The 24,562-nt window shown below is 58.1% G+C and carries 21 protein-coding genes; 11 read left to right on the top strand and 10 right to left on the bottom strand.

Annotated features, from left to right (window positions below; genetic code table 11):
* Positions 1-17 precede the first annotated feature (17 nt).
* Positions 18-1,124 (top strand): hypothetical protein, encoded by a 1,107-nt coding sequence (locus BP758_RS00580; RefSeq protein WP_292367678.1) that lies wholly within the window; start codon positions 18-20, stop codon positions 1,122-1,124.
* Positions 1,125-1,217: 93 nt separating this feature from the next.
* Here the strand turns inward: BP758_RS00580 and BP758_RS00575 are convergent, their stop codons facing one another.
* Both BP758_RS00575 and BP758_RS00570 read right to left on the bottom strand, forming a co-directional pair.
* Positions 1,218-2,123: a DMT family transporter gene (locus BP758_RS00575; protein ID WP_292367677.1), complete on the bottom strand. Its 906-nt coding sequence runs from the start codon at positions 2,121-2,123 to the stop codon at positions 1,218-1,220.
* Between the two features lie 443 nt (positions 2,124-2,566).
* The gene (locus BP758_RS00570) at positions 2,567-2,794 is read right to left on the bottom strand and encodes a hypothetical protein (RefSeq protein WP_292367676.1); all 228 of its coding nucleotides are present in this window, start codon (positions 2,792-2,794) and stop codon (positions 2,567-2,569) included.
* Positions 2,795-3,069: 275 nt separating this feature from the next.
* Between BP758_RS00570 and BP758_RS00565 the strand changes: the two genes are divergently transcribed.
* The 4 genes from BP758_RS00565 to BP758_RS00550 all read left to right on the top strand — a co-directional run bounded on the left by BP758_RS00565 (position 3,070) and on the right by BP758_RS00550 (position 6,998).
* Positions 3,070-3,606: a hypothetical protein gene (locus tag BP758_RS00565; RefSeq protein ID WP_292367675.1), complete on the top strand. Its 537-nt coding sequence runs from the start codon at positions 3,070-3,072 to the stop codon at positions 3,604-3,606.
* Positions 3,607-3,858: 252 nt separating this feature from the next.
* Positions 3,859-5,241: a PP2C family protein-serine/threonine phosphatase gene (locus tag BP758_RS00560; RefSeq protein ID WP_292367673.1), complete on the top strand. Its 1,383-nt coding sequence runs from the start codon at positions 3,859-3,861 to the stop codon at positions 5,239-5,241.
* A 12-nt stretch (positions 5,242-5,253) separates the two neighbouring features.
* On the top strand, positions 5,254-5,643 hold the full coding sequence (locus BP758_RS00555; protein WP_292369940.1) for an ATP-binding protein: 390 nt from the start codon (positions 5,254-5,256) through the stop codon (positions 5,641-5,643).
* 167 nt (positions 5,644-5,810) lie between these two features.
* The gene (locus BP758_RS00550) at positions 5,811-6,998 is read left to right on the top strand and encodes a metallophosphoesterase (RefSeq protein WP_292367671.1); all 1,188 of its coding nucleotides are present in this window, start codon (positions 5,811-5,813) and stop codon (positions 6,996-6,998) included.
* Positions 6,999-7,134: 136 nt separating this feature from the next.
* On the opposite strand, the gene BP758_RS00545 is transcribed toward BP758_RS00550, so the two are convergent.
* Genes BP758_RS00545 through BP758_RS00535 form a run of 3 tightly spaced genes read right to left on the bottom strand, consistent with a single transcriptional unit; the run spans position 7,135 to position 9,369 of the window.
* A complete protein-coding gene (locus BP758_RS00545) occupies positions 7,135-7,884 on the bottom strand; it encodes an ABC transporter permease (RefSeq protein WP_292367669.1) in 750 nt (249 codons plus the stop codon).
* Positions 7,885-7,886: 2 nt separating this feature from the next.
* The gene (locus tag BP758_RS00540) at positions 7,887-8,873 is read right to left on the bottom strand and encodes an ATP-binding cassette domain-containing protein (RefSeq protein ID WP_292367667.1); all 987 of its coding nucleotides are present in this window, start codon (positions 8,871-8,873) and stop codon (positions 7,887-7,889) included.
* A 4-nt stretch (positions 8,874-8,877) separates the two neighbouring features.
* Positions 8,878-9,369 (bottom strand): PadR family transcriptional regulator, encoded by a 492-nt coding sequence (locus tag BP758_RS00535; RefSeq protein ID WP_292367666.1) that lies wholly within the window; start codon positions 9,367-9,369, stop codon positions 8,878-8,880.
* 161 nt (positions 9,370-9,530) lie between these two features.
* Between BP758_RS00535 and BP758_RS00530 the strand changes: the two genes are divergently transcribed.
* On the top strand, positions 9,531-11,156 hold the full coding sequence (locus tag BP758_RS00530) for a putative manganese-dependent inorganic diphosphatase (RefSeq protein ID WP_292367664.1): 1,626 nt from the start codon (positions 9,531-9,533) through the stop codon (positions 11,154-11,156).
* A 31-nt stretch (positions 11,157-11,187) separates the two neighbouring features.
* On the opposite strand, the gene BP758_RS00525 is transcribed toward BP758_RS00530, so the two are convergent.
* On the bottom strand, positions 11,188-12,030 hold the full coding sequence (locus BP758_RS00525) for a MerR family transcriptional regulator (RefSeq protein WP_292367662.1): 843 nt from the start codon (positions 12,028-12,030) through the stop codon (positions 11,188-11,190).
* Positions 12,031-12,165: 135 nt separating this feature from the next.
* Between BP758_RS00525 and BP758_RS00520 the strand changes: the two genes are divergently transcribed.
* Complete coding sequence (locus BP758_RS00520; RefSeq protein ID WP_349680501.1) at positions 12,166-13,644, top strand: MFS transporter; 1,479 nt, start codon at positions 12,166-12,168, stop codon at positions 13,642-13,644.
* 90 nt (positions 13,645-13,734) lie between these two features.
* Here the strand turns inward: BP758_RS00520 and BP758_RS00515 are convergent, their stop codons facing one another.
* Positions 13,735-14,349 (bottom strand): ArsR/SmtB family transcription factor, encoded by a 615-nt coding sequence (locus BP758_RS00515; protein ID WP_292367660.1) that lies wholly within the window; start codon positions 14,347-14,349, stop codon positions 13,735-13,737.
* 695 nt (positions 14,350-15,044) lie between these two features.
* Between BP758_RS00515 and BP758_RS00510 the strand changes: the two genes are divergently transcribed.
* The gene (locus BP758_RS00510) at positions 15,045-15,695 is read left to right on the top strand and encodes a PrsW family glutamic-type intramembrane protease (RefSeq protein WP_292367658.1); all 651 of its coding nucleotides are present in this window, start codon (positions 15,045-15,047) and stop codon (positions 15,693-15,695) included.
* Positions 15,696-15,699: 4 nt separating this feature from the next.
* Here the strand turns inward: BP758_RS00510 and BP758_RS00505 are convergent, their stop codons facing one another.
* Both BP758_RS00505 and BP758_RS00500 read right to left on the bottom strand, forming a co-directional pair.
* Positions 15,700-16,491, bottom strand: a complete 792-nt coding sequence (locus tag BP758_RS00505; protein WP_292367657.1) for a hypothetical protein — start codon at positions 16,489-16,491, stop codon at positions 15,700-15,702.
* Between the two features lie 75 nt (positions 16,492-16,566).
* Positions 16,567-18,087 (bottom strand): amino acid permease, encoded by a 1,521-nt coding sequence (locus BP758_RS00500; RefSeq protein WP_292367654.1) that lies wholly within the window; start codon positions 18,085-18,087, stop codon positions 16,567-16,569.
* A 329-nt stretch (positions 18,088-18,416) separates the two neighbouring features.
* Here BP758_RS00500 and BP758_RS00495 point away from each other — a divergent pair, with 329 nt between their 5' ends.
* From BP758_RS00495 to BP758_RS00485, 3 genes are read left to right on the top strand one after another with little or no spacing between them, the layout of a single operon-like run.
* The gene (locus BP758_RS00495) at positions 18,417-19,829 is read left to right on the top strand and encodes a sensor histidine kinase (RefSeq protein ID WP_292367652.1); all 1,413 of its coding nucleotides are present in this window, start codon (positions 18,417-18,419) and stop codon (positions 19,827-19,829) included.
* Positions 19,826-20,773: a response regulator gene (locus BP758_RS00490; RefSeq protein WP_292367650.1), complete on the top strand. Its 948-nt coding sequence runs from the start codon at positions 19,826-19,828 to the stop codon at positions 20,771-20,773. Before BP758_RS00495 ends, BP758_RS00490 begins: the two co-directional genes overlap by 4 nt.
* On the top strand, positions 20,773-21,909 hold the full coding sequence (locus BP758_RS00485) for a heparan-alpha-glucosaminide N-acetyltransferase domain-containing protein (protein WP_292367648.1): 1,137 nt from the start codon (positions 20,773-20,775) through the stop codon (positions 21,907-21,909). Before BP758_RS00490 ends, BP758_RS00485 begins: the two co-directional genes overlap by 1 nt.
* Positions 21,910-21,921: 12 nt before the next feature.
* Here BP758_RS00485 and BP758_RS00480 read toward each other — a convergent pair whose 3' ends face one another.
* Positions 21,922-24,516, bottom strand: a complete 2,595-nt coding sequence (locus BP758_RS00480) for an oligosaccharyl transferase, archaeosortase A system-associated (RefSeq protein WP_292367646.1) — start codon at positions 24,514-24,516, stop codon at positions 21,922-21,924.
* Positions 24,517-24,562 lie beyond the last annotated feature (46 nt).

Here is a 24,562-nt window from a genome sequence, read left to right as displayed (position 1 = left end):
TGACGGGAGATCCTACCATGACACACGATTCGAACGGTATCCACGGCTGGCTGGGCTGGTGCCCCCATGCACCGGTCATGCATACAGCACAGGCAGTACCGCCCGTGGCGCCGGCAGCAACCCGGCAGGCCGCAGGACCCGGCAGCGGGAGCGGTGGTGCAGCCCCCGGGCGGATCCGGGAAGGAATCGCCCTTGCAGCGGACTCGGTCACTTCTGTATTCAGGGACCGGGGCCTGCTCGTGTTTATGGCTCTTTTCGGGATTGCGATACTTGCCCTTGTGGCAGGCGAGGCATACCTGCTCGTACATACCGAGGTGGATGCGCCGTTCCTTGTCACGCTCCAGGCCGGAAGCGTTACGCTCATACTTAACTGCCTGCTCTTCCCGTTCCAGCTGATCTTTCTCTCCGCACTCACCATCATTTTTGCAGCCCTTATCCAGTACCGTCTCCGCGAGAACTCGCCCGCGCCCCTGACAATCCGGGAATCGTTTGCCGCAACCGGTCCCCACGTACTGACCCTTGAGTTTCTGGCAGTCCTCATGTCGCTTGCCGGTACATTCCTGTTTGCGGTATTTACCCAGACCCAGTTCTTCGGGAAGATTATCTTCGGCATCGATATGACTCTGTTCTACCTGCCCTATGCCTACTATTTCCCGGACCAGTTCACTATGGCAATCTGGTTCTCTGCACACCTTGTCGTGATCGCGGCAATCGAGTTCCTTATAGTAATCTGTGCCGTACCGTTCATTGTCCGAAAAGACGCGGGGCTGGTTACGGCTCTTGCTGCATCCTTCCGGTTCATGAAAAGGATGTGGGCCGAGATCCTCGGCGGCCTCCTTCTTTGTGGAGCCGTGATCCTTGTGACCACGGTTGTGGCGCTCGTAATCGGCCAGTCCCCCCTGCTGCTTAACCATGACTATGACTTCTTCCTCCAGGCAAGCCGGGGGAAGATCCTGATGATGGCGGCCTGTTATGGGTTTGTGTTTGCCTGCGGGGTCCTCCTGGCAGCCGGCTTAGCGGCCCTCGGGATCGCTGTCGCGGACCTCAACACACTCGCGACAACCGGGCAGGTCCGGGCACAACCGGATGCGGGGAAAAACACTGCTGCGGAAGTAGCACAGTGAGTCCGGTTATAAGCCGGATCGAACACTGGCCGGGCTGGTGAACGAACCGCCCGGCGGATGATCCGGGCCAAAAGAAACGCATCCGGGTTCCGGTCAGGTCTTGTTTATCGTCCCGGATCCTTCCGGCCCGGACACCTTTTTTGGAGAAACCTGCCTATCGCACACCACCGCCACAAGAACCCCGCAGAGGATCAGGGCCGTCCCGATATACCCGGTCACCGGCAGGATTTCGTGGAGCACGAAGAACCCGAAGACCGCGGCAAACACGGACTCCAGCGAAAAGATAAGGCCGGTCCGTTCGGGCGTGGTGTATTTCTGCACAAGGGTCTGGACAACATACCCGACAGCGCTGCAGAGCACGGCAAGTTCGAGAATGATCATCCAGTCCTGCCCGGTTGCCGGAAGGACCGGCGCTTCAAAGAGGAGCGTGAACACCAGGCCGAAGAGACCGGCAAACCCGAGCTGGAGGATCGCTAAGGGAAGGACCGGCTCGGTCTTCACGAACCTGGCGGTAAGGATGATCTGCCATGCGCAGAAGAACGCGGCAATGAGGCACAGGACGGCGCCGGTATCGAGAACAAACGCCGTACCGGCCGTGAGGAAAAAGATCCCGGCAAGGGCAAGGACGATCCCGAGAATGACCGGGCGCCGGGGGACCCGGGAACAGAAAACTGCCTGGAGGATCGGAACGATCACGACCGTTGTCCCGATCAAAAATCCCGCGCCGGTCGTGGACTCGTCCTTGAGCCCGGAAAGAAGGAACGCGAACCCGCAAAAGATCACAAACCCGAGCACCGCGGCGCACCGGACCGTACTAAGGCGGAGACCGGGAAATAGTTTCCAGAAGACCAGCGCCGCAACGAGAAATGCGATGCCAAACCGGAGCGCGATGAGGTTGAACGGCGCAAACGTTGCTATCCCCTGCTTCATGAACAGGTACGACGAACCCCACAAAAATACGGTACAGAGCAGGAGCAGCTCGGCGGTTATCTGTTTCATGGGTATCGGAAGTCCCGGCTTTGGTGCAGAGAACAGGAAAGAAAAATCCTGTCGATCAGCCACCGGTTATCCGCGATCGGGCAAAAGCCCGGCGATGAGGGAAAATATTTTTTCACCTTTGATCCCGGATGGACCCGGGAGTACGGCACGTATAAGGATACCGCGTGGACGATCGAACGCGTCGGCCCGATCGAAGCCCGGTGATTGAGGCTGGTGAACGGGGAAATCCTGAAACGGGAGCAGACGCTTGGAAAAGATTGCGCCCGGGAACCACAAGACGGGAAAAATGAGGAAGTTTGCGAGCAGCCATAAACCCGGTCATGACCCCGTCTGGTATAGTGCACGCATTACAGCCCTTCGCCTGCGTTAACACGGGGGAGCGGTTTGCCGGCAGGATCCGGGGAGACCCGGCAGAGAACAACCGGGAATGCGATCACTGATTATCAGAATCCGTAACGGCTGACGTCATCAACGCAGCTCTCGTAGCAGTTTAGGTCCAGGACCCCGTTTGGCATGATACACACCTTCTCGCATGCATCCCTGACGGTTTTTATATCAGGATTGGGACAGGGATCTTCGTTTGTGGAGGCGGCAGCAGCAAGAGTGACACCGCAGAGAACAATCATGAGTACGATTGCGATCCACACAAATTTCCGGAATGACGCTCGCATAAAATTCACCAGATACTACTACGGGTGGGCCGGAGTATGAGAGTTGCGATGAGTGAAAAAAAGATTTCACTCAACTTAAAGACTATTATTGTTCACCCCGTACGTTTTTTAGTTGATCCCGGATGGGGAAACTACCTTTCGGGGATGCCCGGTTCCGCCCCCGGCGTGCCGGGCCGGATCGTACGAGCGGGCAGTCCGGGTAACAGAGGGTCTTACAAATGATACAAAGAACAGGAATGTGCTTTCTTGGAATACTGCTTGCCAGCATGCTCTGTATGCCGGCGGCTCTGGCTGCCGGATCTTATACCGATCCCGGATGTTTGTTTACCGATCATTACATCTGGGACCGATGTGATTATACCGGCACCTGGAGTTTTTACCTGGTATCCTATATTACCGGGAAAACAGTTATAAACATCAATGGCCAGGGCGATCAGAATGGCTGGACTCGTGACGGGTATTACCAGAGGGTGATTGTCCCGGACTCCCTCGATAAGGTCAACGTAACGTTTGTGGTCACCTTGGGCCCTGATACAACGGTTACCATAACAAAGGAGTATATCGAGAAGCTCCGGAAGGCAAAACCGAACGAAGCCCCCATGATCTACGCCTGGGGGGGACCATGGACCTATGATGTTGATGCCTGCGGGGGAAGCGCGATAGACAATGGCAATGTCATGAACACGTATGTTTTGGCCGTTACCACCTATGAACACCTGGTCAAACGCGGTCTTGTCCACAACAACGACCCCGATTACCAGCACGTGGTGGACTTTAATGATCAGTTTTACTACCGCTATGTGACGGCCTGAGGGATTTGGTAAACCATTCCCGCATTTTATTCCTGCCCTTTGCATATCCGATGCGTGCAGGGCCGGGAATACTCCGGGGGAGCCCCGGCGGATGCCGGAATAATCTGTTTTTTTTACGGATGACCGGGCCGGGCCGATCCCACCGGATACCCCTGCCCGTTTTCGGGGTGCTGTCGGGAGCCCCGGCCGGCTATGATTACTATCCCCACCCATTAAATCAGATCCCCGCCAAACTCCTGCCAGAACACCACCATGGCAGACTCCCTCCTCCCCCTCATTCTCGCCATGATCCAGCTCATGTGCGTGATCATTGTTGCGGCGTACCTGCTGACCCGGAGTAAGTTTTTTGCAAGCGTGCTCGAAGGTCATCCCGTAATAAAGGTCCAGGTCATTTTGATCGTCTTCTTTGGCGCCCTCTCCGTGTACGGCACCATGGGCGGGATCCCGATCATGGACGCGGTCATCAATGTCCGCGACCTGGGCCCCATCATGGCCGGCCTCCTTGGCGGGCCGCTCGTGGGACTCGGCGCCGGGCTCATCGGCGCAGCCTACCGTGCATCGCTTGGCGGCTTTACGATGGTCCCCTGCATCATCGCGACCCTCCTTTCCGGGCTCTTTGGCGGCATCATCTGGCTCCTGTACAGGAGAAAGTTCGCCCCGATCCATATCGCGGTCATCTTTGCCGTGCTCATGGAGAGCCTGCACATGGTAATCACGCTCATCATTGCGCAGCCGTTCTCCGCGGCCCTTGCCCTTGTCGAGACCATCTGGGTCCCGATGGCGATCGCAAACGCCCTGGGCGTCCTGATCTTCGCGTTCATGATCCGGAACCTGGAAAGCGAGAAGAAGATGCAGGCAGAACGGGACACGCTCGTCAAGGATGTGGCAAAGAAGAACACGGAGCTTGCCATTGCCGCCGAGATCCAGCAGAGCTTCCTTCCCAAAAACATCCCCAAGGTCGAGGGCTTCGATGTTGCCGGGAAAAGCGTGATGGCAAAAGAAGTGGGGGGAGATTTCTTCGACGTGATCCCGTTCGAGGTCGTGCACCTCGGGAACAAGCGCATGGGAATCCTGATCGCCGATGTCTCCGGCAAAGGCGTGCCGGCAGCATTATTCATGGCCTTGTCCCGGATCATTGTCCGGGTCAACGCCACCTGGCACCGGGACGAGCCGGCGCAGGCAATCTACGATGCCAACAACCTGATCGCTGCCGATGCCACCGCGGGGATGTTTGTCACGCTCTTTTACGGTATTCTCGATCACGAGAAAAAGATCATCTCGTACGTGAACGCCGGCCACAACCCGCCCATGGTCTACCATGCCGCGGACCGTACCATCTCCGAGCTCGAAGCCACCGGGCTTGCCATGGGCGCGATAGAGAACACGCCCTACCAGGCAATCGCCTGCCCGCTCTCAAAGGACGACGTGATCGTGCTCTACACGGACGGCATCACCGAGGCAAACAACGAGCAGGGGGAGATGTACGGCGAAGAACGGTTAACGGGCCTGATCCGTTCCTCGGCCGGCCTTCCGGCAACCGCGATCCTCGATGCCATCCTTGCTGACGTGAACAGGTTCTGCGGCAGCGCACCGCAGTACGACGACATCACGCTCATGGTCATCCGGGTCGAATAGGGGGAGCGGACCATCAACCATTTCGAGGTCCTCGTCCCGGCGCGGGAGACGGAAATCTTCCGGGTCACGGACGATATCGCGGAGGTCATGGCCGCACAGGACTTTTCTCCCGCTGCAGTACGGGAGTTCTCCGCTGCGGTAAAGGAGGTCATGACAAACATCATCCGGCACGGGTACCGGGGAAAACCCGGGGAGATCCGGGTCTCCTGCACGGGATCGCCGGAAAAGGTTGCCGTGGAGATCGCCGATTCGGCGCCGGCGTTCGATCCGACAAAATTTCCCGGCGCGGACCGGGGACCCGGGATCGCATTTGTCCGGCAGGCCGCCGATATCGTGACGTACCGGCACCGGGACCACCGGAACATCCTGACGCTCGTAAAAGTCCGGCGGAAAGGGGAATGATGATATTCCCGTACCTGCAAGCGTACTTTTAAGAAACGCAAGAGAATCCGGGAAACCCCGGATACCCGGAGAACATCGTCACCGGTGTTACGGCAACAGGGACGGTGAAACCCTCACCGTAGATGTCCGGTGCGGGAGAGGATACCTTTGGCAGGAGAGGAAAACGTTTGAGCGCAAGATTCATACATACCGGAAAACCGGGAACTGTTCCCGTAAAAAGAACGATCTTTTCGATCCTCATCCTCGGCATCCTTCTCGCCCTGTGCATCCCTGCGGCCGACGCAGATTCCCCTGCACCGGTTCCTTATAACGCACCGGCCACCGGGACTTCACCGGAGTCCGGGCTGGCCGATCTCGGGGCTCAGGCTATTGTTATCTTCTTCCACCCGTTCGTTACGGCATATGACGGGATCTCATCGGTTATCTCCGGGCCGGAACATACTGCGAGTTCAGCCGACACAACCCCGGTACCGGGTTCCGGCTCAGTTTCGGGAACACCCGCACTCTCCGCGTACCAGATCGTCTGGATCACCGATACGCAGCACCTCTCCCGGTCCCACCCGGAAAAATATACTGATCTTACCACCTGGATTGCCGATGCAGCCAGGAACCGCTCAAACGTAAAGATGGTAGTTCACACCGGGGACATTGTCGACAACTGGAATGACAAAGAGCAATGGAAAAACGCAAATGCGGCCATGGAAATTTTACAAAAGAACCATGTACCCTACACGTGGAATGCCGGAAACCATGACTGTCGATCTTCCGCATGCTCCCCGTATACGTATATCGGGGACCGGTATCCGGCGTTCGATCCGGCACTTGTGAGCCGGCAGGAATCCGCTAACTGGCTCGGGACCTATGATAACGGGACGAGCAATGCGGTCTCTTTTACTGCGGAAAATACCGAATTTGTGATCGTCAATATCGAGTATGCCGGAGACGATGCGGTGTTACAATGGGCAGGGTCCGTTCTTTCTGCCCACCCCCGGGCCTACGGGATCATTGCAACCCACGCATTTCTCAACAGCAAAGGAGCGTATGAAGACGACAACCGGTTTGCCGGGCGCCTGAAGACCGAAGTGCTGGACAAAAATCCTCAGGTTTTCCTGATCTTAAACGGGCACTACCATACCAAACGAGGATTTGCCACACAGGAGATGCTCACAAACCACACGGTCCGCGAGCTGATGTTTGACCGGCAGGATGAAGAGGACGGGACCGGGGCCAATGCCGTGACCCTGCTGGATTTTACCGTTCGGGCAAACCAGACCGAAGTCCGGACACAGACAATCGACCTCAATACCAACGAGACGCTCGCGAGCTGGTCGTTTACCACACCCGGTCCTGCATGAGGACCGGATAAAAATCCTAAATAAAAAAAGAGCCATTACGGTTTTTTGCTCTACCGTGCAGATTTTTTTTATTGCTCTCTTTGTTTCCGCGGCCCGGCCACTCATATAAGTTAAAAAAATACCGGCCTCTTTCTCCTTACACCGAGACCTTCCGGAACAGGTACGCCCCGAGCGCCGCCATCACGGCCGCAAACCCGGCGATCACGACCCCGCAGAGCAGCGGGCTGATCTGCGAAGCGCCGGTCAGGCCGTACCGGATCCCTTCGACCCCGTAGGTCAGCGGGTCGAGCATGGTGATGGCAGAGAGCCAGCCGGGCAGCGAGCTGATCGGGAAGAGCGCTCCCGAGAGCCCGAAGATGGGAAAGATCACGAAGTTCATGATCAGCTGGAAGCCGGTCATGTCCTCCATGCGCGAGGCGATCGCGATCCCGAAAGCGGTAAAGGCAATCCCGATCACGACCATGAAGGCAAACGCAATCAGGAACCCGGCAAGGTTTGCAACCTTGAGCCCGAGCAGCACCGCGAGCACCATGAGGATGATCCCCTGGAGCACGGCCGTGGTCGCCCCGCCGGCAGTCTGGCCGAGCATAATTTCGAGCCTCGTTACCGGCGCCACAAGCGTCTCTTTCAAAAACCCGAACTGCTTGTCCCAGATGATCTGCGTGCCGGCAAAGATCGAGGTAAAGAGCACGCTCATCGCAATCATACCCGGGGCAAGGAACAAGAGGTAGTCCTGCCCGAGCGAATTCGTGCTGACCACCGAGTTGAGGCCGAATCCCAAAAAGAGGAGCAGGAAGAGCGGCATGGCTATGCTCCCGACAATGCGGCTTTTTGAGCGGATGTACCGCTTCATGTTCCGCAGCCAGATGGTGTAGATGATCTCCATATTTAGTGCCTCATCATCCGGAAGTGCATCCGCATTGCATCCTTCCCATCTGCTTCCTCGTCCCGGATCGATTTTCCCGTAAACGAGAGGAAGACATCTTCGAGCGTGGGTTTATGGACCGAGATCGCCTCGATCGGGATCTTCTCCTCGTTGAGCCGGGTCACGATCCCGCTGACATGGTGTTCCGCATTGTGCAGGCTGATCGTCACGTCGTCCCCCCGGGTCTCGATCCGGTTGATCCACGGGGCGGAGAGCGCCGGGGCGATCCGGGCCGGTTCTGACGAACGGATCGTAACGATGTCGCCGCCGAGCGAGTCCTTGAGCCGGGCGGGGGTGTCCAGAGCAATGATCTTCCCGTGGTCGATGATCGCGATCCGGTTGCAGAGCCGGTCCGCCTCGTCCATATAGTGCGTGGTGAGGATGATCGTGATGTTCTTCTCTTTTGCCAGGTTGTCGATGTAGTTCCAGAGGTGGTTTCTGGTCTGCGGGTCAAGGCCGATCGTGGGCTCGTCCAGAAAGAGGACCTGCGGGTGGTGCAGGAGGCCCCGGGCGATCTCCAGTCTCCTGCGCATCCCGCCCGAGAACGTTTTCACGATGTCGTCTTTCCGCTCAAAAAGCTCGACGAGTTTGAGGAGTTCTTCTGCCCGGCGCTCGCGCTCCTCTTGTGGGATCCGGTAGAGCCGGCCGTGGAAGTCCATGTTCTCCCACGCGGTGAGTTCCTCGTCAAGGCTCTGGTCCTGGAAGACGATCCCGATGGCTTTTCGTACCCCGTCCTGGTCTTTTGTGATATCGATCCCCATGATCTCTGCCGATCCCGAGGTCGGTTCGAGCATGGTCGCGAGCATGGAGAGGGTTGTTGTTTTCCCGGCGCCGTTTGGGCCCAAAAGCCCGAAGATCTCGCCCTGTTCGATCGTAAAACTGATCGCGTCCACGGCAGTGAGCTTGTCGAAGGTTTTCGTGAGGTCGCGTACCTGTACTGCGGTTGTCATTTTTTTAGATCACTCCCTGTAATTCGTCGCGGCAGCGCCGGAGGATGGCCGCCGCCTTTTGCTTTTTTTCTTTGGGCAGTTCGTCGAGGATCATCTTTATCTCAAAGAGCAGGCCGAGCTCCGGGGGATGGGAGTCGCCAAAGATTGCGGTGATCACCTGCCGGTACTGCGCCATTTTCTTGTGGTGTTCCCTGCCGTGGGCATGGATGCGTTTCAAGGTCTCTTTCCCGACAGGGGTGAGCGTAAATACGGCCCGGGCCCGGGCGCCGGTTGTCTCGGAAACGGAGACGATCTGTCCCTCGTCTTCGAGCTGGTGGAGCAGGGGGTACAGCGTACCCTTGCTCGGGACCCAGCTGCCCTCGGTGAGCTCCCCGATCTCTTTTAGGATATCGTACCCGGATTTTTCTCCCTTCGAGAGCGAGTGGATCACATAAAGGGCGAGCAGGCTTCGTGCCCGCTCGTTCTTTCGCGTGGCAAACTGTAACAGGCTGGTCATAGTTCAATTCCGGAATAGTTCTTTTTCGCAATAGTTCGGTTTCGTACTATCCGGTTCACGCACGCGCCATAAATAGGTTGGGATCCGGGACCGTACCTTATGAACCTTGACGGGCAAACGATAGAAGCAGGAACTACCTCACACAACGAGGGAAAAACGCCATGATCCAGGTCTACTGTATCGGCCACCGCCAGCCCGACACGGACAGCATTGCGAGCGCCATCGGGTACGCGGATTTTAAGAACCGGTCCGAGCCGGGGAAATACCTTGCCGCCCGCTGCGGCGAGCTCAATGCCGAGTCCCGGTTCGCGCTCGAACGGTTCGGGGCACAGGAGCCGGCCCTTGTCGCATCGGTCGAGCCCCGGCTCTCCGATATCACGTATAAGCCGGTCTTTGCGCTCCCCGAGAACGTCCCGACCTACGATGTCGCGGCCCTCATGGCAAAGGAGGGGCTGCGGAACGTGGTCATCACCGATGCGGACGGAAAGCCGGCCGGGATGATCGGCGAGCACGCGCTCGCAAACGCGTACATCGAGACGCTCCACCTGGCCGAGCTCGCGGTCAACCCGGTGCCCGAAGAGACGCTTGCCCGGGTGCTCAACGGCGAGGTCGTTGTCCCGGCCCACCCGGTGCTCGAAGGCCGGGTGTACATTGCCATCGATGCGCTGCATGTCACCTTGGCAAAGATGACGGCAAAGGATATCGCGGTCGTGGGCGACAACGAGCCGGCCCAGCTCGCGCTCGTCTCGGCCGGGATTGCGGCCTTAATCATCGCGGAAGGCGCCCCGGTCGGCGAACGGGTAAAAGCCGCCGCCCGGCAGCACAATGTCTCGGTCCTCTCCACAAACCTCGACGCGTTCGGGGTCGGGAAGATGATCAACCTCTCGCTCCCCGCAAAGGAGCGCATGGAGACGAGCGTGCCGGTCCTCAATTGTTCGGAAACGATCGCCAAGGCCCGGCAGGTCGTTGCCGGCTCGAAGTTCCGGGCCGCGTGCGTGGTCTCGCCCGGGGGAAAACTGCTCGGGATCCTGACAAGGACCACGCTTCTCGACGATGTGCGCCGACAGGTCGTCCTCCTCGACCACAACGAGGCATCGCAGGCAGTGCCCGGAATCGAGGAGGCGGACGTGATCGGAATCATCGACCACCACCGGCTCGGGGCGATCACGACCTTAAAGCCGATCCGGTTCGAGAACGAGCCGGTCGGCGCAACCTCGACCATCGTTGCCCGGATGTACATGGAGTCCGGCCTTGACCCGTCAAAAGCGGTGGCGGGTGTGCTCCTCTGCGGCATCCTCTCCGACACACTCGCGCTCAGGATGTCAACGACCACCCATGCGGACAAAAAAGCCGTTGCCTTTCTTGCAGGGATCGCGGGCGAGGACTATGAAAAGCTCGGCGTTGCGCTCCTTGAAGCGGGCATGGACCTTGCAGGAGTCCCGCTCGCAGAGCTCTTACAACGCGACAAAAAAGACTTCGAACTCTCGGGAAAGAAGGTCCTCATCGCGCAGGTGATGGTGCCGGCCTTCTCGTGGAACCGGGAGCGGAGCGCTGCGATCGCACAGGAACTCGAAAAACTCCGGGCGGCAACGGGAAACGATCTCGCGTTTGCACTTTTCACGAACGTTGTGGAGAACGCAAGCGACCTGTACGGCGCCGGGGATGCCGGCGCGATCTCCGCACTCTACGGCCCGGAGCTCCCGGCCCGGCTTGACGGGGTCATGTCGCGGAAAAAGGATTTCCTGCCGGTGCTCGGCGAGCGGCTTAAAAAAATGGGAAGGGCATAAAAAAATCCCCGGTCTTCTCGGGGGTTTTTCATCACGCCCGCTCGACCGGCTGCTGGAGCTCGGTCAAAAGTTCGCTCTCCGGCACGAGCGCCGGGTCATTGTAATAGATCTCGCGCCCGGGCCCGGCCATACGGAACCGGTTTTTCTCCACGCCGGCCTGGACCCGGCTCCATGCTTCGTGGAGGCCGGTGTACGGCCCCTTGTACACGAGCGAGAGGCAGGTCCCGCCCTGAATCGTCCGGATCTCCATCTTCTCATCCTTTACCACAACTTTACCGGCGATCGGGATCGCGCACTCCATATCCGCATCCGTCTCGCGGTACTCCTTGTCATGGTAAAGCGTCATGACCGGCCCGGTGACCCTGAGGCCGGCCGAAGAATTTTCCGGAAGCGCAACCGTTGCGCAGAGCGCACCCATCAGCCGGCAGATGGTCTCGGAATACGATCCCGTTCCCCGCAGCGCGATAACACGCATGGGTGCAAGTTCTTTTATTACGGGTTCTGATAACGACATGTACAGTATCTCCAGAGGCGCATCCTGCTGCACAAGAAGCGCCTCGATCTCCTGTAACCGCTGGACTTCAGACCGGATCTCCCCGCGCCGTTTCCCGAAAAGACGCCCGATTACCGCTTCCTCGCCGCGGTCCCGGGCAGCGAGCAGGTCGCCGATCTCCGAGGGCGAAAACCCGAGCGTGCATAACGCCTTGATCGAGACGCCCCGGGCGATCTGGGCAGTCGTATAGTACCGGTACCCGGTACAGATATCCTTAGAGCCCGGGACAAGGAGGCCCAGCTCGTCGTAGTACCGGAGCGCTTTTGGCGAGAGCCGGGTGATAAGCGAGAACCTCCCGAGAGGGATCTGGTCGGTGGCCATAATTACCATAATTTCTCGTTTGGTAAACGATATAGGGCGTTGTTCTCTTCCCCGGGGGAGAGTCCGGTATAATAAAAAAATACTCTTTTATCGTTCAGGGAAGATAAGAGAAGTACTAAAAAAGGTGTTTTTCCCATCGCGCCGTTCTCACTGCTCCCGGACCCGGCAACAAAAGCCGGCCAGCATATTATCGTTGCCACGGTCTCCCTTGCCTCGCTCCTTGGCGCTCTCGATATGAGCATTGTCAACATCACGGTCCCCACCATCGACAAGACCTGGCAGATCCCGGTGGGGGTCGGCTCGCTTATCATCATCTCCTACATGCTCACGATCACCGGCCTCATCCTCTTTATGGGAAAACTGGGGGACCGGTACGGTTTCCGGAAGCTTTTCCTCTGGGGCCTCGTGCTCTTTGGCACCGGATCGTTCCTGTGCGGGATCTCGCCCGATGTCACGACGCTGATTCTCTCGCGGATCCTCCAGGGTGCCGGCGCCGCCATGTTCTCTGCGATCGGCCCGGCCGTCATCACCACCTACCTCCCACCCTCGGTCCGGGGCCGGTCGCTCGGGTTTCTGATCGCAATGTCGGCCGTGGGGTTTGCCATCGGCCCGGGCCTTGGCGGGTTCATCTCCCAGTACGCCGGCTGGCGCTGGGCGTTCTTTGTCAACCTCCCTATCGTGGTCGTTGCCCTTGCCATGAGCTGGTACTGCATCCCGTCCGCCACCGGGGATATCAAACACAAGCCGCTCAACTACCTGGGCCCGGCGCTCTTTGTCATCGCGATCATCCTTGTCCTCTCGGCATTCTCCTTCTACCAGGTGCCGGGAACGCCGGACGCGGTCCTTGCCGGGCTCTTTGCTGCCGGCTGCGTGGTGGGGGGGATCTTTGTCCTGCGCGAGCGCAACAACCCCGACCCCCTCATCAACCCGGCGCTCGTGCATAACCGGGACTTCCGGCTTGCGGTCGTGACCTGTTTTATCATCACCACGCTTTTCTCCGGCGTCACATACCTCATGCCCATCTACCTCATCAACTCCCGGCACCTCGACCAGTTCCTTGCCGGCCTTATCATGACCGCGCCGGCACTCCTCTCGATCATCGTTGCCCCGGCTGCCGGGAGCCTTGCCGACCGGCACGGGAGCCTGCTCATCTCGATTATTGCCGTCGGCCTTGCAGCTGCGGGCTTTTTGATCTTTTTCACGTTCAACCCGCTCACGCTGGTCGTGGTCATTATTGCCGGGATGATCGTGACACGCGTCTCGACCGCCGCGTTCTTCGGGCCCAATGCACGGCTGATCATGGGCCACTGCCCTCCCGATTCGGTGGGCGACGGGTCAGGTGTGATGATGACGGTCCGGCACGTGGGGATGGTCTTTGGGATCGCGTTCTTCCAGAGCGTCTTTGCGATCCGCATGTACATGGAAGGGATTCCCCGTGACGGGACGCCGCTCGTAAACAAGCTCACCCCGGCGCTCTCGGTTCTCGGCTACCAGGCAGTCTACCTGACCGCATTTGTTCTCTGCGTGCTGGTGATCTTCATCATCCGCGCCACAAAGGATGTCCCGAATCCAAAAGACGGGGCAGAAGAAATTATCGCCGATTCGCCGCTCTGAATCGCAGTAAGGGAGTACGGCTGCCCTGAGGTATGCGGGGAGCCGCAAGCGGGATACAGGTTAAAAAAAAGTTTTTTATCCCGCCGGTTTTTATCCTGCGATCAGCTGCCGGCGTTTCCAGTATTCAAGGAGTTCGAAGCCGGCAAAGGCAAGGATGGTGATGATGGCAGCGACAACGAGCGCGGCTTCCGGCAGCGTGGAGACGTACGCCGGGGGAAGCGACCCGGCAGTCTGGAGGGAGCCCGAGAGCGGCCCGGCCGGTTCGGTTACCACGGTTACAAACGGCTGGAACAGGATCACGGCAAACGAGCAGATAAAAACGCCGCAGAGCGTTGCATATTTTAACAGCGCCGCCCGCAGGTCGGAACCCGACGACATCGAAGGCGCTACGATGAAGACCTGGTTTTTGAGCCGGTAGACTTTCATCTTCTTGCCCTTGACGCTGTACCGGGTATTGGAGATCTCGATAAGCCCCGCATTCATGAGGTTCTCCACATGGTACTTTGCGGCATTGGTCGAGAGACCGAGCCGTTCGGCGATCTCGGAGAGGCGCAGGGGGCCTTCTGTCGAGAGCAGCTGCATGAGATCCCCCGCGTTCTGGTGCGATATCGCTTTTACGATATTCTGTGCCCTTTCCTTGCCCGGTTCGAGGATGATGATCTCCTCCTCCGGTGCGGGAACCGGTACCGGGACCTTTTGAGCCATAATCTCCCCATCCATAAGTCTTCACCGGTGAGTACGAGAAAAACCCACCTGATAATTACCCGTTAGTATATCGCGTGTATTAAACCCGCGGATGAGTGAAAAAAAAACTGCACTGATCGGGTGCAGCTGCTCCCGGCACGACAAGATAAAAACGATCCGGGCAAAAAACCCGGTCCTGCTGCCCGGGCGGCATCCTTTCGATCATTGAGAGGGAAAGAATGGAGCAGGTTTTTTTTTAGAGATAGTGTGCAGGGGAGAGATGCCGGGAAACTGTTCGTTCCCGTGGGGACGATTGTTTTACCGGACTTTTTTTTGAAACCTGGGGAGATTCATTTGCCCGGTACTTCTTTTTGTACCGGAGAGCTCCGGATATGCATTACCTGATGTCCCGGCATATTTCCCGTAAACTGTTCTCCTGCTCCATCCAGACCGTTTCGTGCAGAGGAGTTCTCTCAACGTGCCAGGTTACTGGCACATCTGTATAGCATGGCGGGGATTTTATAGGCGGCGTTAAGGAAAAAAATATTTGCAGTTATACCGGCGTGCAGGTCACGCGGGAGACCGGATAATTCCCGGGCACCTGCCCCTTTTTTTAACCGATCCTCATCAAAGGACTAAACATCCTGAGACTCCCATCACGTACATATCACCGCGGGAGTAACGAGAGGAAAAATGTCCGGGAGTAGTGCAGAATAATGGACCTGATACTGTACGCGGCATACTTCCTCCCCCTGTTCATCCTGGTCATGTTCATCGGGAGGATCAATGCGAAGTTCTTCCTCTTTTTTGCCTGGGGGATCGTTGCCGCGATACCGGTGTACCTTCTCGAACCGGTCCTTTTCGGGGCAGCGGCAGTCGAGATGCCCCCGGTGCTCGTCTCGCTGACAATCACGCCGGTAATCGAGGAATTTTTTAAAGCCCTGCCCCTGCTCTTCCTCGCGCTGCCGGCAGCAAAACTGCGCGACCGTGAGATCCTCTTATACGCGCTCGCATCGGGGATCGGGTTTTCCATCATCGAAACGGGCCTCGTTGCCTCGCCCAACCTGCTCGCCGTCCTCACCCACTCGTTCTCGACCGCACTCATGCACGCATGTACCTGCGGGATCATCGGGTACGGGATCGTCCTTGCCGGGCACTTCGACCGCAGGGCATTTATGGCACTCATGCTCGGGTTTTACAGCCTTGCGGTGACCATCCACGCTCTTTACAACCTGCTCGGAAGCGCGTACTTTGGCACGGCCGGCTTCTGTATCGATCTGGTCTTCCCGGTCCTGCTCTTCTTTTTGCTGCTCCTCTGCTACAAGACCGATATCCACGCGCTCATTACCTCCGGTAAAAAAGCGTGAGGAGTCAGACCGGGGGCCGGGGATCGTTCCCCGGATCCCGGATGTAGGAGAGAAGGCCGAGCGTGATGAGGGCGATCGAGAGGATGATGAGCGGACCCACAACGCTTGCAAGCTCGTACACGGAAAGGGTCGTGCCCTGCGGGAGGGTGACGTTCCATGACGGGTAGTACAAAAAGAGGGTCTCGCGCAGGCCGTACAGCATCGAGACCAGGGCTCGCAGGCAGATGCCGGCCCAGATAAGGGGATAGCGGTAGAACCCGTGACCGATCGTGACAAGGATAAGCCAGGCCACAACAGCAAACTGGACAAGGAGGAGCCCGGTCCGGACAACAATGCCGTACCGTGCGATGACCATGAGGGGGACCGCAAGGAAAACGAGGACTAAAATAATGCGGTAAGAAAGGGGAAATGGTTCCTTTTCCCGTTCGATCTGGAACCCTGCAATAAAGAAGAGCATGAACCCGAAGAACGCGAGCTCGGCAACGCTCGTAAACACGAACGGCCGGCCGAAGTCCGCGGTCAGCGGCAGGAGGGTAAACAGGTACCAGAACGCCGTTGCAAGCGCATATTCCCCGAATGCGAACGCGGCGAGCACGAGGATTACCCGGCCGGACCAGAAGCGGTACGCGTACAGGCAGATCCCCATGCAGACAAGGGCGGCAGCTGCCTCGAACGTATTCCCGAAAAGGCGGTAGAGCGGCAGCGGGACTACCGCGATCAGCGCGATGTAGAGGGCCGAGAATGCCACGATCCCCCACAGGACGTACCTGACTACTGCCGGATATGTTTCTGGCATGAGGACTCCAGGATCGGGATCGCCGGGCATCAGCCTACCGGTTCTCCTGCCGGCACTAGATGCTTGCGATCTGCATCACATGTTCTCGGTCGTTTCCGTAGTCCGGGAAAGCGGGGGCAGGACCGGAAGCACAATCTCCGGGGCGGGGACCGGTGCCGGGGCACCGGTACCGCAGGAGACCCGGCCGTTCCGGCTTGCGTTCCGGTGCATCCCGTAGAGGAAATAGACCACGAGACCGATACTGAGCCAGACAATAAACATGAAATGAGCGAGCCGGTTGAGGTTGAAGATGAGAAACGCGCAGCTCCCGATGCAGAGCAGCGGGATGTACGGGGTTCCGGGACAGGAAAACGGCCGCTCGATATCGGGGCGCTGGACCCGGAGCAGGAGGACCCCGGCGGCAACGATGGCAAATGCTGCAAGCGTCCCCATGTTGACAAGCTCGGCAACGATCTGGAGCGGGAAAAACCCGGCAATGCATGCCGTGAGAATGCCAGTGACAAGGATCACTTTTACCGGGGTGTCGGTCGTGCCGTGGACTTCTGAGAAGACCGCAGGGAGAAGGCCGTCGCGCGACATGGCAAAGAAGATCCTGCTCTGGCCAAAGAGCATCACAAGAATGACCGAGGTCATCCCGCAAAGCGCACCGATCGAGATGACCGCAACGCCCCAGGTCACGCCCATGTGTTCGAGCGCATAGGGGATGGGAGCGTTCATTGCGCCGGTTCCGGCAAATTCGGCGACCGGGACAACACCGGTCAGGACGATCCCGAGGATGACATAGAGGATGATGCAGACGGCAAGAGACCCGATGAGCCCGACCGGGAGACTTTTTTGCGGGTTTTTTGTCTCTTCGGCAGCGGTCACCACGGCATCGAACCCGGTAAAGGCAAAAAAGATGATGGCTGCGCCCGAGAAGACCCCGAGCCAGCCGGCCGGGGGCAGAAACGGGGTCCAGTTGGCCGGGTTTAAGGAGAAGAGGCCGAGTATGATAAAGAGCAGGATGACGGCGATCTTGATAATAACGATAGCGGCATTGATCCGCGCACTCTTTTTTGTCCCCCGGATTAAGAGGAGGGACAGGGCAAGGACGACGAGGACTGCCGGGAGGTTGACCAGCCCCCCGCCGGCCCCGGGCGGGCTCAATAAGGCCGGGGGGATAACGATCCCGACCGAGAGAAGAAATGCATTGAAGTAGCCCGACCAGCCGATGGCAACTGCGGAGACGGCAAGACCGTATTCGAGGATTAGGTCCCAGCCGATGATCCATGCCCAGATCTCGCCGAGCGTGATGTAGCAGTAGGTATAGGCGCTTCCCGCAACCGGGACCATGGACGCGAATTCAGCATAACAGAGAGCCGCAAAGAGACAGGCGATCCCGGCAAGGACAAACGAAAGGGGGAGCGCGTTACCTGCGTGGAGGCCGGCAACGATGCCGGACAACACAAAGATCCCCATCCCGATGATCGCACCGATACCGAGCATGACCAGATCGAAGGAACTGAGCGTGCGTTTAAGGGTACGATCGGGCTGCCCGGCCGGATCGATCGGTTTTTTCTTAAAGACTGGGTGACGACAGAATTTCTCAAAGTCCATGGATACATTCCCCGGATTTTTTTCCGGACAAAGGCAACCATGAGACCCCGGCCCCGGTACCGTTCCCAAAATAAGGGAAGATCCCGGTAAAAAGGCTACTGTGTCCGGCTTTTTTTATTTTTGATCGTTAACGGCCGGAACTGATAAAGGAAGAGTTGAGTGAAAAAATTATTTCACAGAAAATCGGCCGGATTTTGAATCCGGGCCCGATTAGAGTGCAAAATTAATTTCACTCATCGCCGGGTTTATGCCAGTGCAAAACGCGAAAAATAAGGTATGCAGACAGCATTGCGGCAGATGAGCCCAAAGGTATACGCGGGGGGAGACCCATGAGCGGGATCGTCCCTGACATACCCGTTATCATCAACCTTGTCTTTTCCCTCATCATCGTTCTCTTAAGCATCTGGGGATATACGAAAATCCGTAAATTCACGCCCCTGTACTTCGGTTTTGCGTACACGCTCTTTTCGATCTCCCATTTCCTGCTCCTCACGCAGGCCGACAGTTCCCCGGGAAGCCTGTTCTTTTTTTTAAGGATCGGCGGGTACGGCTGTGTCGTGATCGGCCTCTTTGCCATCCTTTCGGATGTCATCCATCTCCAGGACGTGGAACGCGAACTTACCCGGAGCAAGGACCGGCTCGCGGCAACCTTTGACCAGGCTGCGGTAGGAATAGCCGAGATTGGAGAAGGAGACCAGATCGTCTCTGCCAACAGGAGGTTCTCAGAGATCCTCGGGTACCCGGCAACGGGAATACCGTCAGACCTCATGACGCTCACCGCACCCAATGACCGGCGCGACACCAGTGCGGCAATCGCCGCCGTCATGCACGGGACCCTGCCCGGGTATTCCGGCGAACTGGCATGCCGGAAAAACGACGGGACAGAGGTCACCTGCCAGGCATTCATCTCCCCGGTCCGGGGAGACGCGAACCGCCCGGCCTATGCTATTTTGGTTATCGAAGATATCTCGCTCCGGAAAAAAGCGCAAACCGATCTCGCCAGGCTGACCGGACAGCTCGAACAGCGCGTCATCGAACGCACCGCCGAGCTCGCGCTTGCAAACGAGACGCTCGTCTCCGAGGTTGCGCAGCGGTCCCGGGCAGAAGAGCGCCTCCAGGCCTCGCTCTCTGAAAAAGACGTGCTCATCAAAGAGATCCACCACCGGGTAAAAAACAACCTCCAGGTGATAATCAGCCTGCTCTACCTCCAGGAGAAGAAGACACCGGATCCCGTGTGCAGCGCAGCGCTCATGGACAGCCAGACACGGATCAAGTCCATGGCGCTCATCCACGAGAACCTGTACAAATCGGGCGACCTGACCTCGATCGACTTCGACCGGTACCTGCGTAACCTTGCCGGCAACCTCATGGTAGCCTACGGGGTAGACAGGGCGGGAATCCGGGTCACCACGGATGCCCGGGACCTCATCGTCACGATAACGACGGCAATCCCGCTCGGCCTCATTGCAAACGAACTCATCTCGAACGCGCTGAAGTACGCGTTTACCGGGACCGGGCAGGGCGGCGAGATCGTACTGACCGGGAGAAAAGACGAGAACGGGATCACGCTCGTGGTCCGGGACAATGGTAAGGGAATACCCAAAGATTTCGACTGGGAGAATGCAGAATCGCTCGGTTTTAACCTGGTTCTCATGCTCGCGCGCCAGCTCAAAGGGACCGTCCGGCTCAACCGGGAGAACGGGACGGAATTTACCATCACCGTTCCCGCCAGGGGGAAATGACCATGGAACCGCGGGACCGGCCACGGATACTGATTGTCGAAGACGAACTGATCGTTGCAGAGAACCTCAAAGTGGTCCTGACCGGCATGGGATACACAATCATTCCCCCGGCCGGAAACAGCGACGAGGCACTGGCGCGGGCCGCAGAACATCTCCCGGATCTCATCTTAATGGATATCGTTCTGGAAGATTCGCCGCTCGATGGTATAGAGACCGCAAAAAAGATCCGGCTCGCTGATGACGTACCGGTGATCTTTGTCACTGCGTATGCCGATGACAAAACGCTCGCGCGGGTAAAGGACATGCAGCCGTACGCATACATCCTCAAGCCGTTCAATGAGCGGGAACTCGCTTTTGCCATCGAACTGGCACTCCACCGCCACCGGCTCGATGCGGAGATAAAAAAGCGCGACAACCTGCTGCTTGCCATCAGCTTTGCCACCGAATGGTACCTGCGCAGGAAAAACATGATCCCGGTGGACGACCCGCGCTATGAAAAGAACCTCCAGACAGGAATCCTCGAGATCCTCGAACACGTCGGGTTTGCCGTCCATGCAGCAAGCGTCTGTATCTTCCGGATGAACCCCGGGCGGGAAGGACGTACCGGGGCAACGGTCCAGTACCTCTGGATCGATCCCGGGATCAGCGGGAAGAAAACCGTCTCGCTCTCGGGCACCGAGTCGCTGGTGTTTACCTCGCGGTTGTGGAGTTCTCTTCTGGGCAGCGGGAATACGATCGCAGGCGATGTGAAAAAGTTCCCCGATACGGAACGCCGGTTCTTTGAGGACCGGGGCATTAATTCCATCGCGGTCCTGCCGCTTTTCAAAAACGATGCCCTCTGGGGCTTCGTGGGGTTCTCCGATACCGGCGAGAGGGAATGGGCAACAAGCGAGATCGAAGCGCTGCAGATCGCCGGGAACCTGATAGGAGCGGTGCTCGTATAATGGAGGATCCCCCGGTACCGGTCAGCGGGCAGTACGGCACGGGACGATCGCACGGGGGAATTTGCAGGATCGCGGCCGGCGGCAGGGGAAATACCGCGGTGTCCCGCGATCGCTCCGTTGACCTCCTCCGAGGGTGCGCCATCGTGCTGATGATCGGGGCAAATACGGTCCCGTACCTCCTCCTCTCCCCGGCCCCGGGGATATTCCGGCTCCTTGCCTCGCTTGCCGCCCCGCTCTTTATTCTCCTTTCCGGGATGATGGTCGCGCTCTCGGTGACCAGAAAGAAGTACGGCTGGGGCCATTTTTTTGTGCGGGGCGGGCTTGTCCTTGCGGTTGCGGCGGTACTTGACGCAGCGGTCTGGGGATTTGTCCCGTTTTTGGGAATGGATGTCCTCTACCTGATAGGAATTGCGCTGCCGCTGACGTACCTTTTCCTCCAGGGCGGGGAAACGATCCGCCGGGCCCTCATTGCCGGGATCTTCTGTAGCGGCCCGGTATTCTGGTACTTCTTTGGCTATACGGCCCAGCCGATCCAGATCCCGGTTGCCCTTGCGGCAGGAAGCCTTGGCAGTATCACGCCGGGCATGGTGGCCGGTTCCTGGCTGTTTTCGGGCTGGTTCCCGGTCATTCCCTGGCTGGGTTTTGCGTTCCTCGGTGCAGAGCTGGGTGTAATCCGCTGGCGCGGGGGAGAGACCCGCTCCTTTGCAACGCCAAAAACGGCAATGCTCGCCCTCGGCTGCATCTGCTGCGGTACCGCACTCTGGACGTTCTTTTCCGGCCCGCATTTTGTCCGGTTCGGGTATATCGAGATCTTCTACCCCGCAACGCCCGGTTTCTGCATCGGTATGGCCGGCCTTATTCTCGCGCTGTTCGGCAGTGCCGATCTCTTCTCCCGCATGGCCCGGTATTTCGATCCGCTCCTTGCCATGGGGGAATGTTCCCTTGCCCTGTATATCATCCACATCACGATAATTGCCGGCGTGATTGCGCCTGCCGGGATCCGTCTTGCCCCGCTCCCGTTCCTGATCTGTACAGGGGTCTTTATCGCGGCTATGTGCGGCATTGCGTACCTTCTCCGGTACGTCCGGAAGGGGCCGTTGCACCGGCTGCGGGTTATCCGGTTTTTAACAGGATAATATGCTGCCGGATTAGGGTACCGTCAGCCCCTGTACAACTGCCTCTTCCGGCACGGCATATTCTTTTCCGGTGCCTTGGATCCGGTAGTTTCCGGTTGCCGTAACCCCGCCGGTGCTCCCGCCCGTTGCATAGGGCACGACAAATTCGCCGTTTATGCTCTCCTGACGGTACGTGAAGTTCCGGCCGGTGTTGGCGACAAGTGGCAGCTCGATGACCCCTGTCCCCCGGATATGCGCCCCGCTGACATATTCAAAAACCTTGACATATTTTATATCGGGAGTACCGGAACCAAACACATTGGTCGGCGATTCGTGGACGAGACGGTAATGACGGAGGGCAGGGACGGTCACTGCGGGCTTTGCGATCGAGACTCCGATAACACCGGCATGGTGCCCGGCCGGGGCATTCCTGTTGTACTCCTGGGCCCGTTCTCCCGCGGCAGTAGAATTATCCATCGGTACTGCCCCGGTGATGACCGGCAGCGATGCATTTGCAGTCTTCCCGTCGGCATATTCAATGTAGATGCACCCGGATGCATTTGTCATCGAACCGTCGAAATTCTGAAGCCGGGAGACCATGGTAAGGTAATAATCGCCGGTATAGAGCATTGCGGGTTCGTACCTGCCGGCAGTGGACGGGTCCGGGACGTACATCGTGGGCATGTATGGCATTTCGGCAAGGGTCTGGTTATACCACGTTGCCATTGCCGGGAACTTGCCCGTATCCATCAGGATATCCGTGACCACGTACCTGATCCCGTCGTGATCGCGGATCGTGTCCGCCGTTTCTTCAGAGGTAGTGACAAAGAAGGCCGCTGCCCCGTCAGGCCCTGACACCCCGGCCTGGAACGGGTTTGCATTCGGGATCCTTTTTGCAATGTACGTGATCATGTGCCCGTAGTCCCACCACGACATGACGCCGTACGACTGTGCGGGGTACGCAAAGGTCGTTTGATCGTACACTCCGAGGTACTGTACGCCCGGGTCCGGCGTGTTGTTGCCCATCCAGGCAAGCGATTCCTCCCAGTCGGGATCGAGCCGTATGCCCCCCAGGGAGGCACTGGAATAGATGTCATACACCGAAGTACCGGTAAAGAGTACTGCGATAAGGACTGCCACTGCAAAAAACCCGAGCACCGGGTAATCGGATGCGGCAGTCCCTGCGGCAGCCTTTTTTGCTTTTTTCGGTGTTTTCTTACGGCCTTCCAAAGGAATACTGCCATCATTTGGTCCCGCATCACGGGAATTCCGTGCAGCCCCGATGGCCCGGCGCACGGCCGGCCATGCCTCTTCTGCGGCAAATCCCACAAGGACAGCGGAGAGCAGCGCGATGTTTATGGCGAGGTAATACTCGTACCTCACGTGCTGCCAGGTGGCAAAAAAGATCACCGCAGACCATGCAAGGAGAAAGACTTGGTGCGGGCGGATATTCCGGAAATTTTTCCACGCAAGGACGAGAAATCCACCGGCAAAGAGGATCAGCCCGTAGTTGAACGAACTCCATGCATTTTCAAGCGACCAGCCCCGGGCCTCAAGAACGGTCTGCGTAACCGGTGCCTGGCCGAAAAAGTTAAAGAGCGAAGCAATGAGCAGGCCGTAGATCTGCGGGACGGCGACAAGAAGGACTGCTGCGCCGGCAACTGCGCAGCCGGCAAGCGCGGCAGGGAAATACCATCGGTTTTTCCCGGCTAAATACCGGGAGAAAAGATAGAGAAGTATCGTTCCCGCGACAAGACCGAGATATGCATAGATATGCCCGATGGAATAGGTCGAAAGGTTCAGTGCCGGGTCCTTGATCCCGAAAATGAGCAGGCCCACAGAAGCAGTAACAAAAACAATGCCGTTGACCACGAGGAGATATTCTGTCCGGTGCCCGCGGTACGCATCGGTTACGAACTGCACGACCGTGTACACTCCCGCGATCAGGGCAAAGAGGATCATGGTCGGCATGACAAAGAGGCCCAGGAGGTACCCGATGCCGGCGACAAACGACAAAAAGAGGACTTTTTTCTGCACTGCGATCTGGTTTAGATCGATGGCAGCGTCGCGGGCCGTTACCAGTGCATAACCGTACAACAGGCAGAACAGGGTCGAGAAGAGTACTTCGGCAATATGGTGATCGATGTACCCGTACAGAGAGACCGTATAAAACTGCCCGGAGACGGCCGCGGTAAATCCCGATGCAAGGAGGCCGGTCTTCCAGTCGCCAAAAAACCGCCCCACATAGTACATGAGCACGACAATCGCGGCGGCAAAAAGCGGGGTGGCAAGGAGGGCAGTCCCGATAATCTCAGGACGCGTGGCAGCCCCGGTGATCAGGCAGCCGGTGGCGATGATCGTGGGAAAGAGCGGGCCCCAGTAGACCACCGTGCCATGCGGGTAACAGGACATCGGGTCGAACCAGTCGTACCCCGGGAAGTGGGCAAGGATCAGTTCGACCTGCCGCAGGTTGTAGAAGGGATCGTCCATGGCCACCAGGCTCATGATGTCCGTGGTCCCGGTCGAGAGACCGGGAAGCAGGCGCAGCCAGAGGGCAAAGAGGGCAAAAAACACAACAAGGCCGGCAATCAGGTAGTTCCGGCGTTCTTTGAAAACGGGAGGAATCATGGGTTATACCACGCGTAGGGAAGGGGATCCGACAGGAAAAAGATGA

It is taken from the genome of Methanoregula sp. UBA64 (assembly GCF_002502735.1).
In the GTDB taxonomy this organism is placed as follows: Archaea; Halobacteriota; Methanomicrobia; order Methanomicrobiales; family Methanospirillaceae; genus Methanoregula.
The sequence above is the reverse complement of the archived record's forward strand: the minus strand, read 5'-3'. Positions and strand labels throughout refer to the sequence as shown.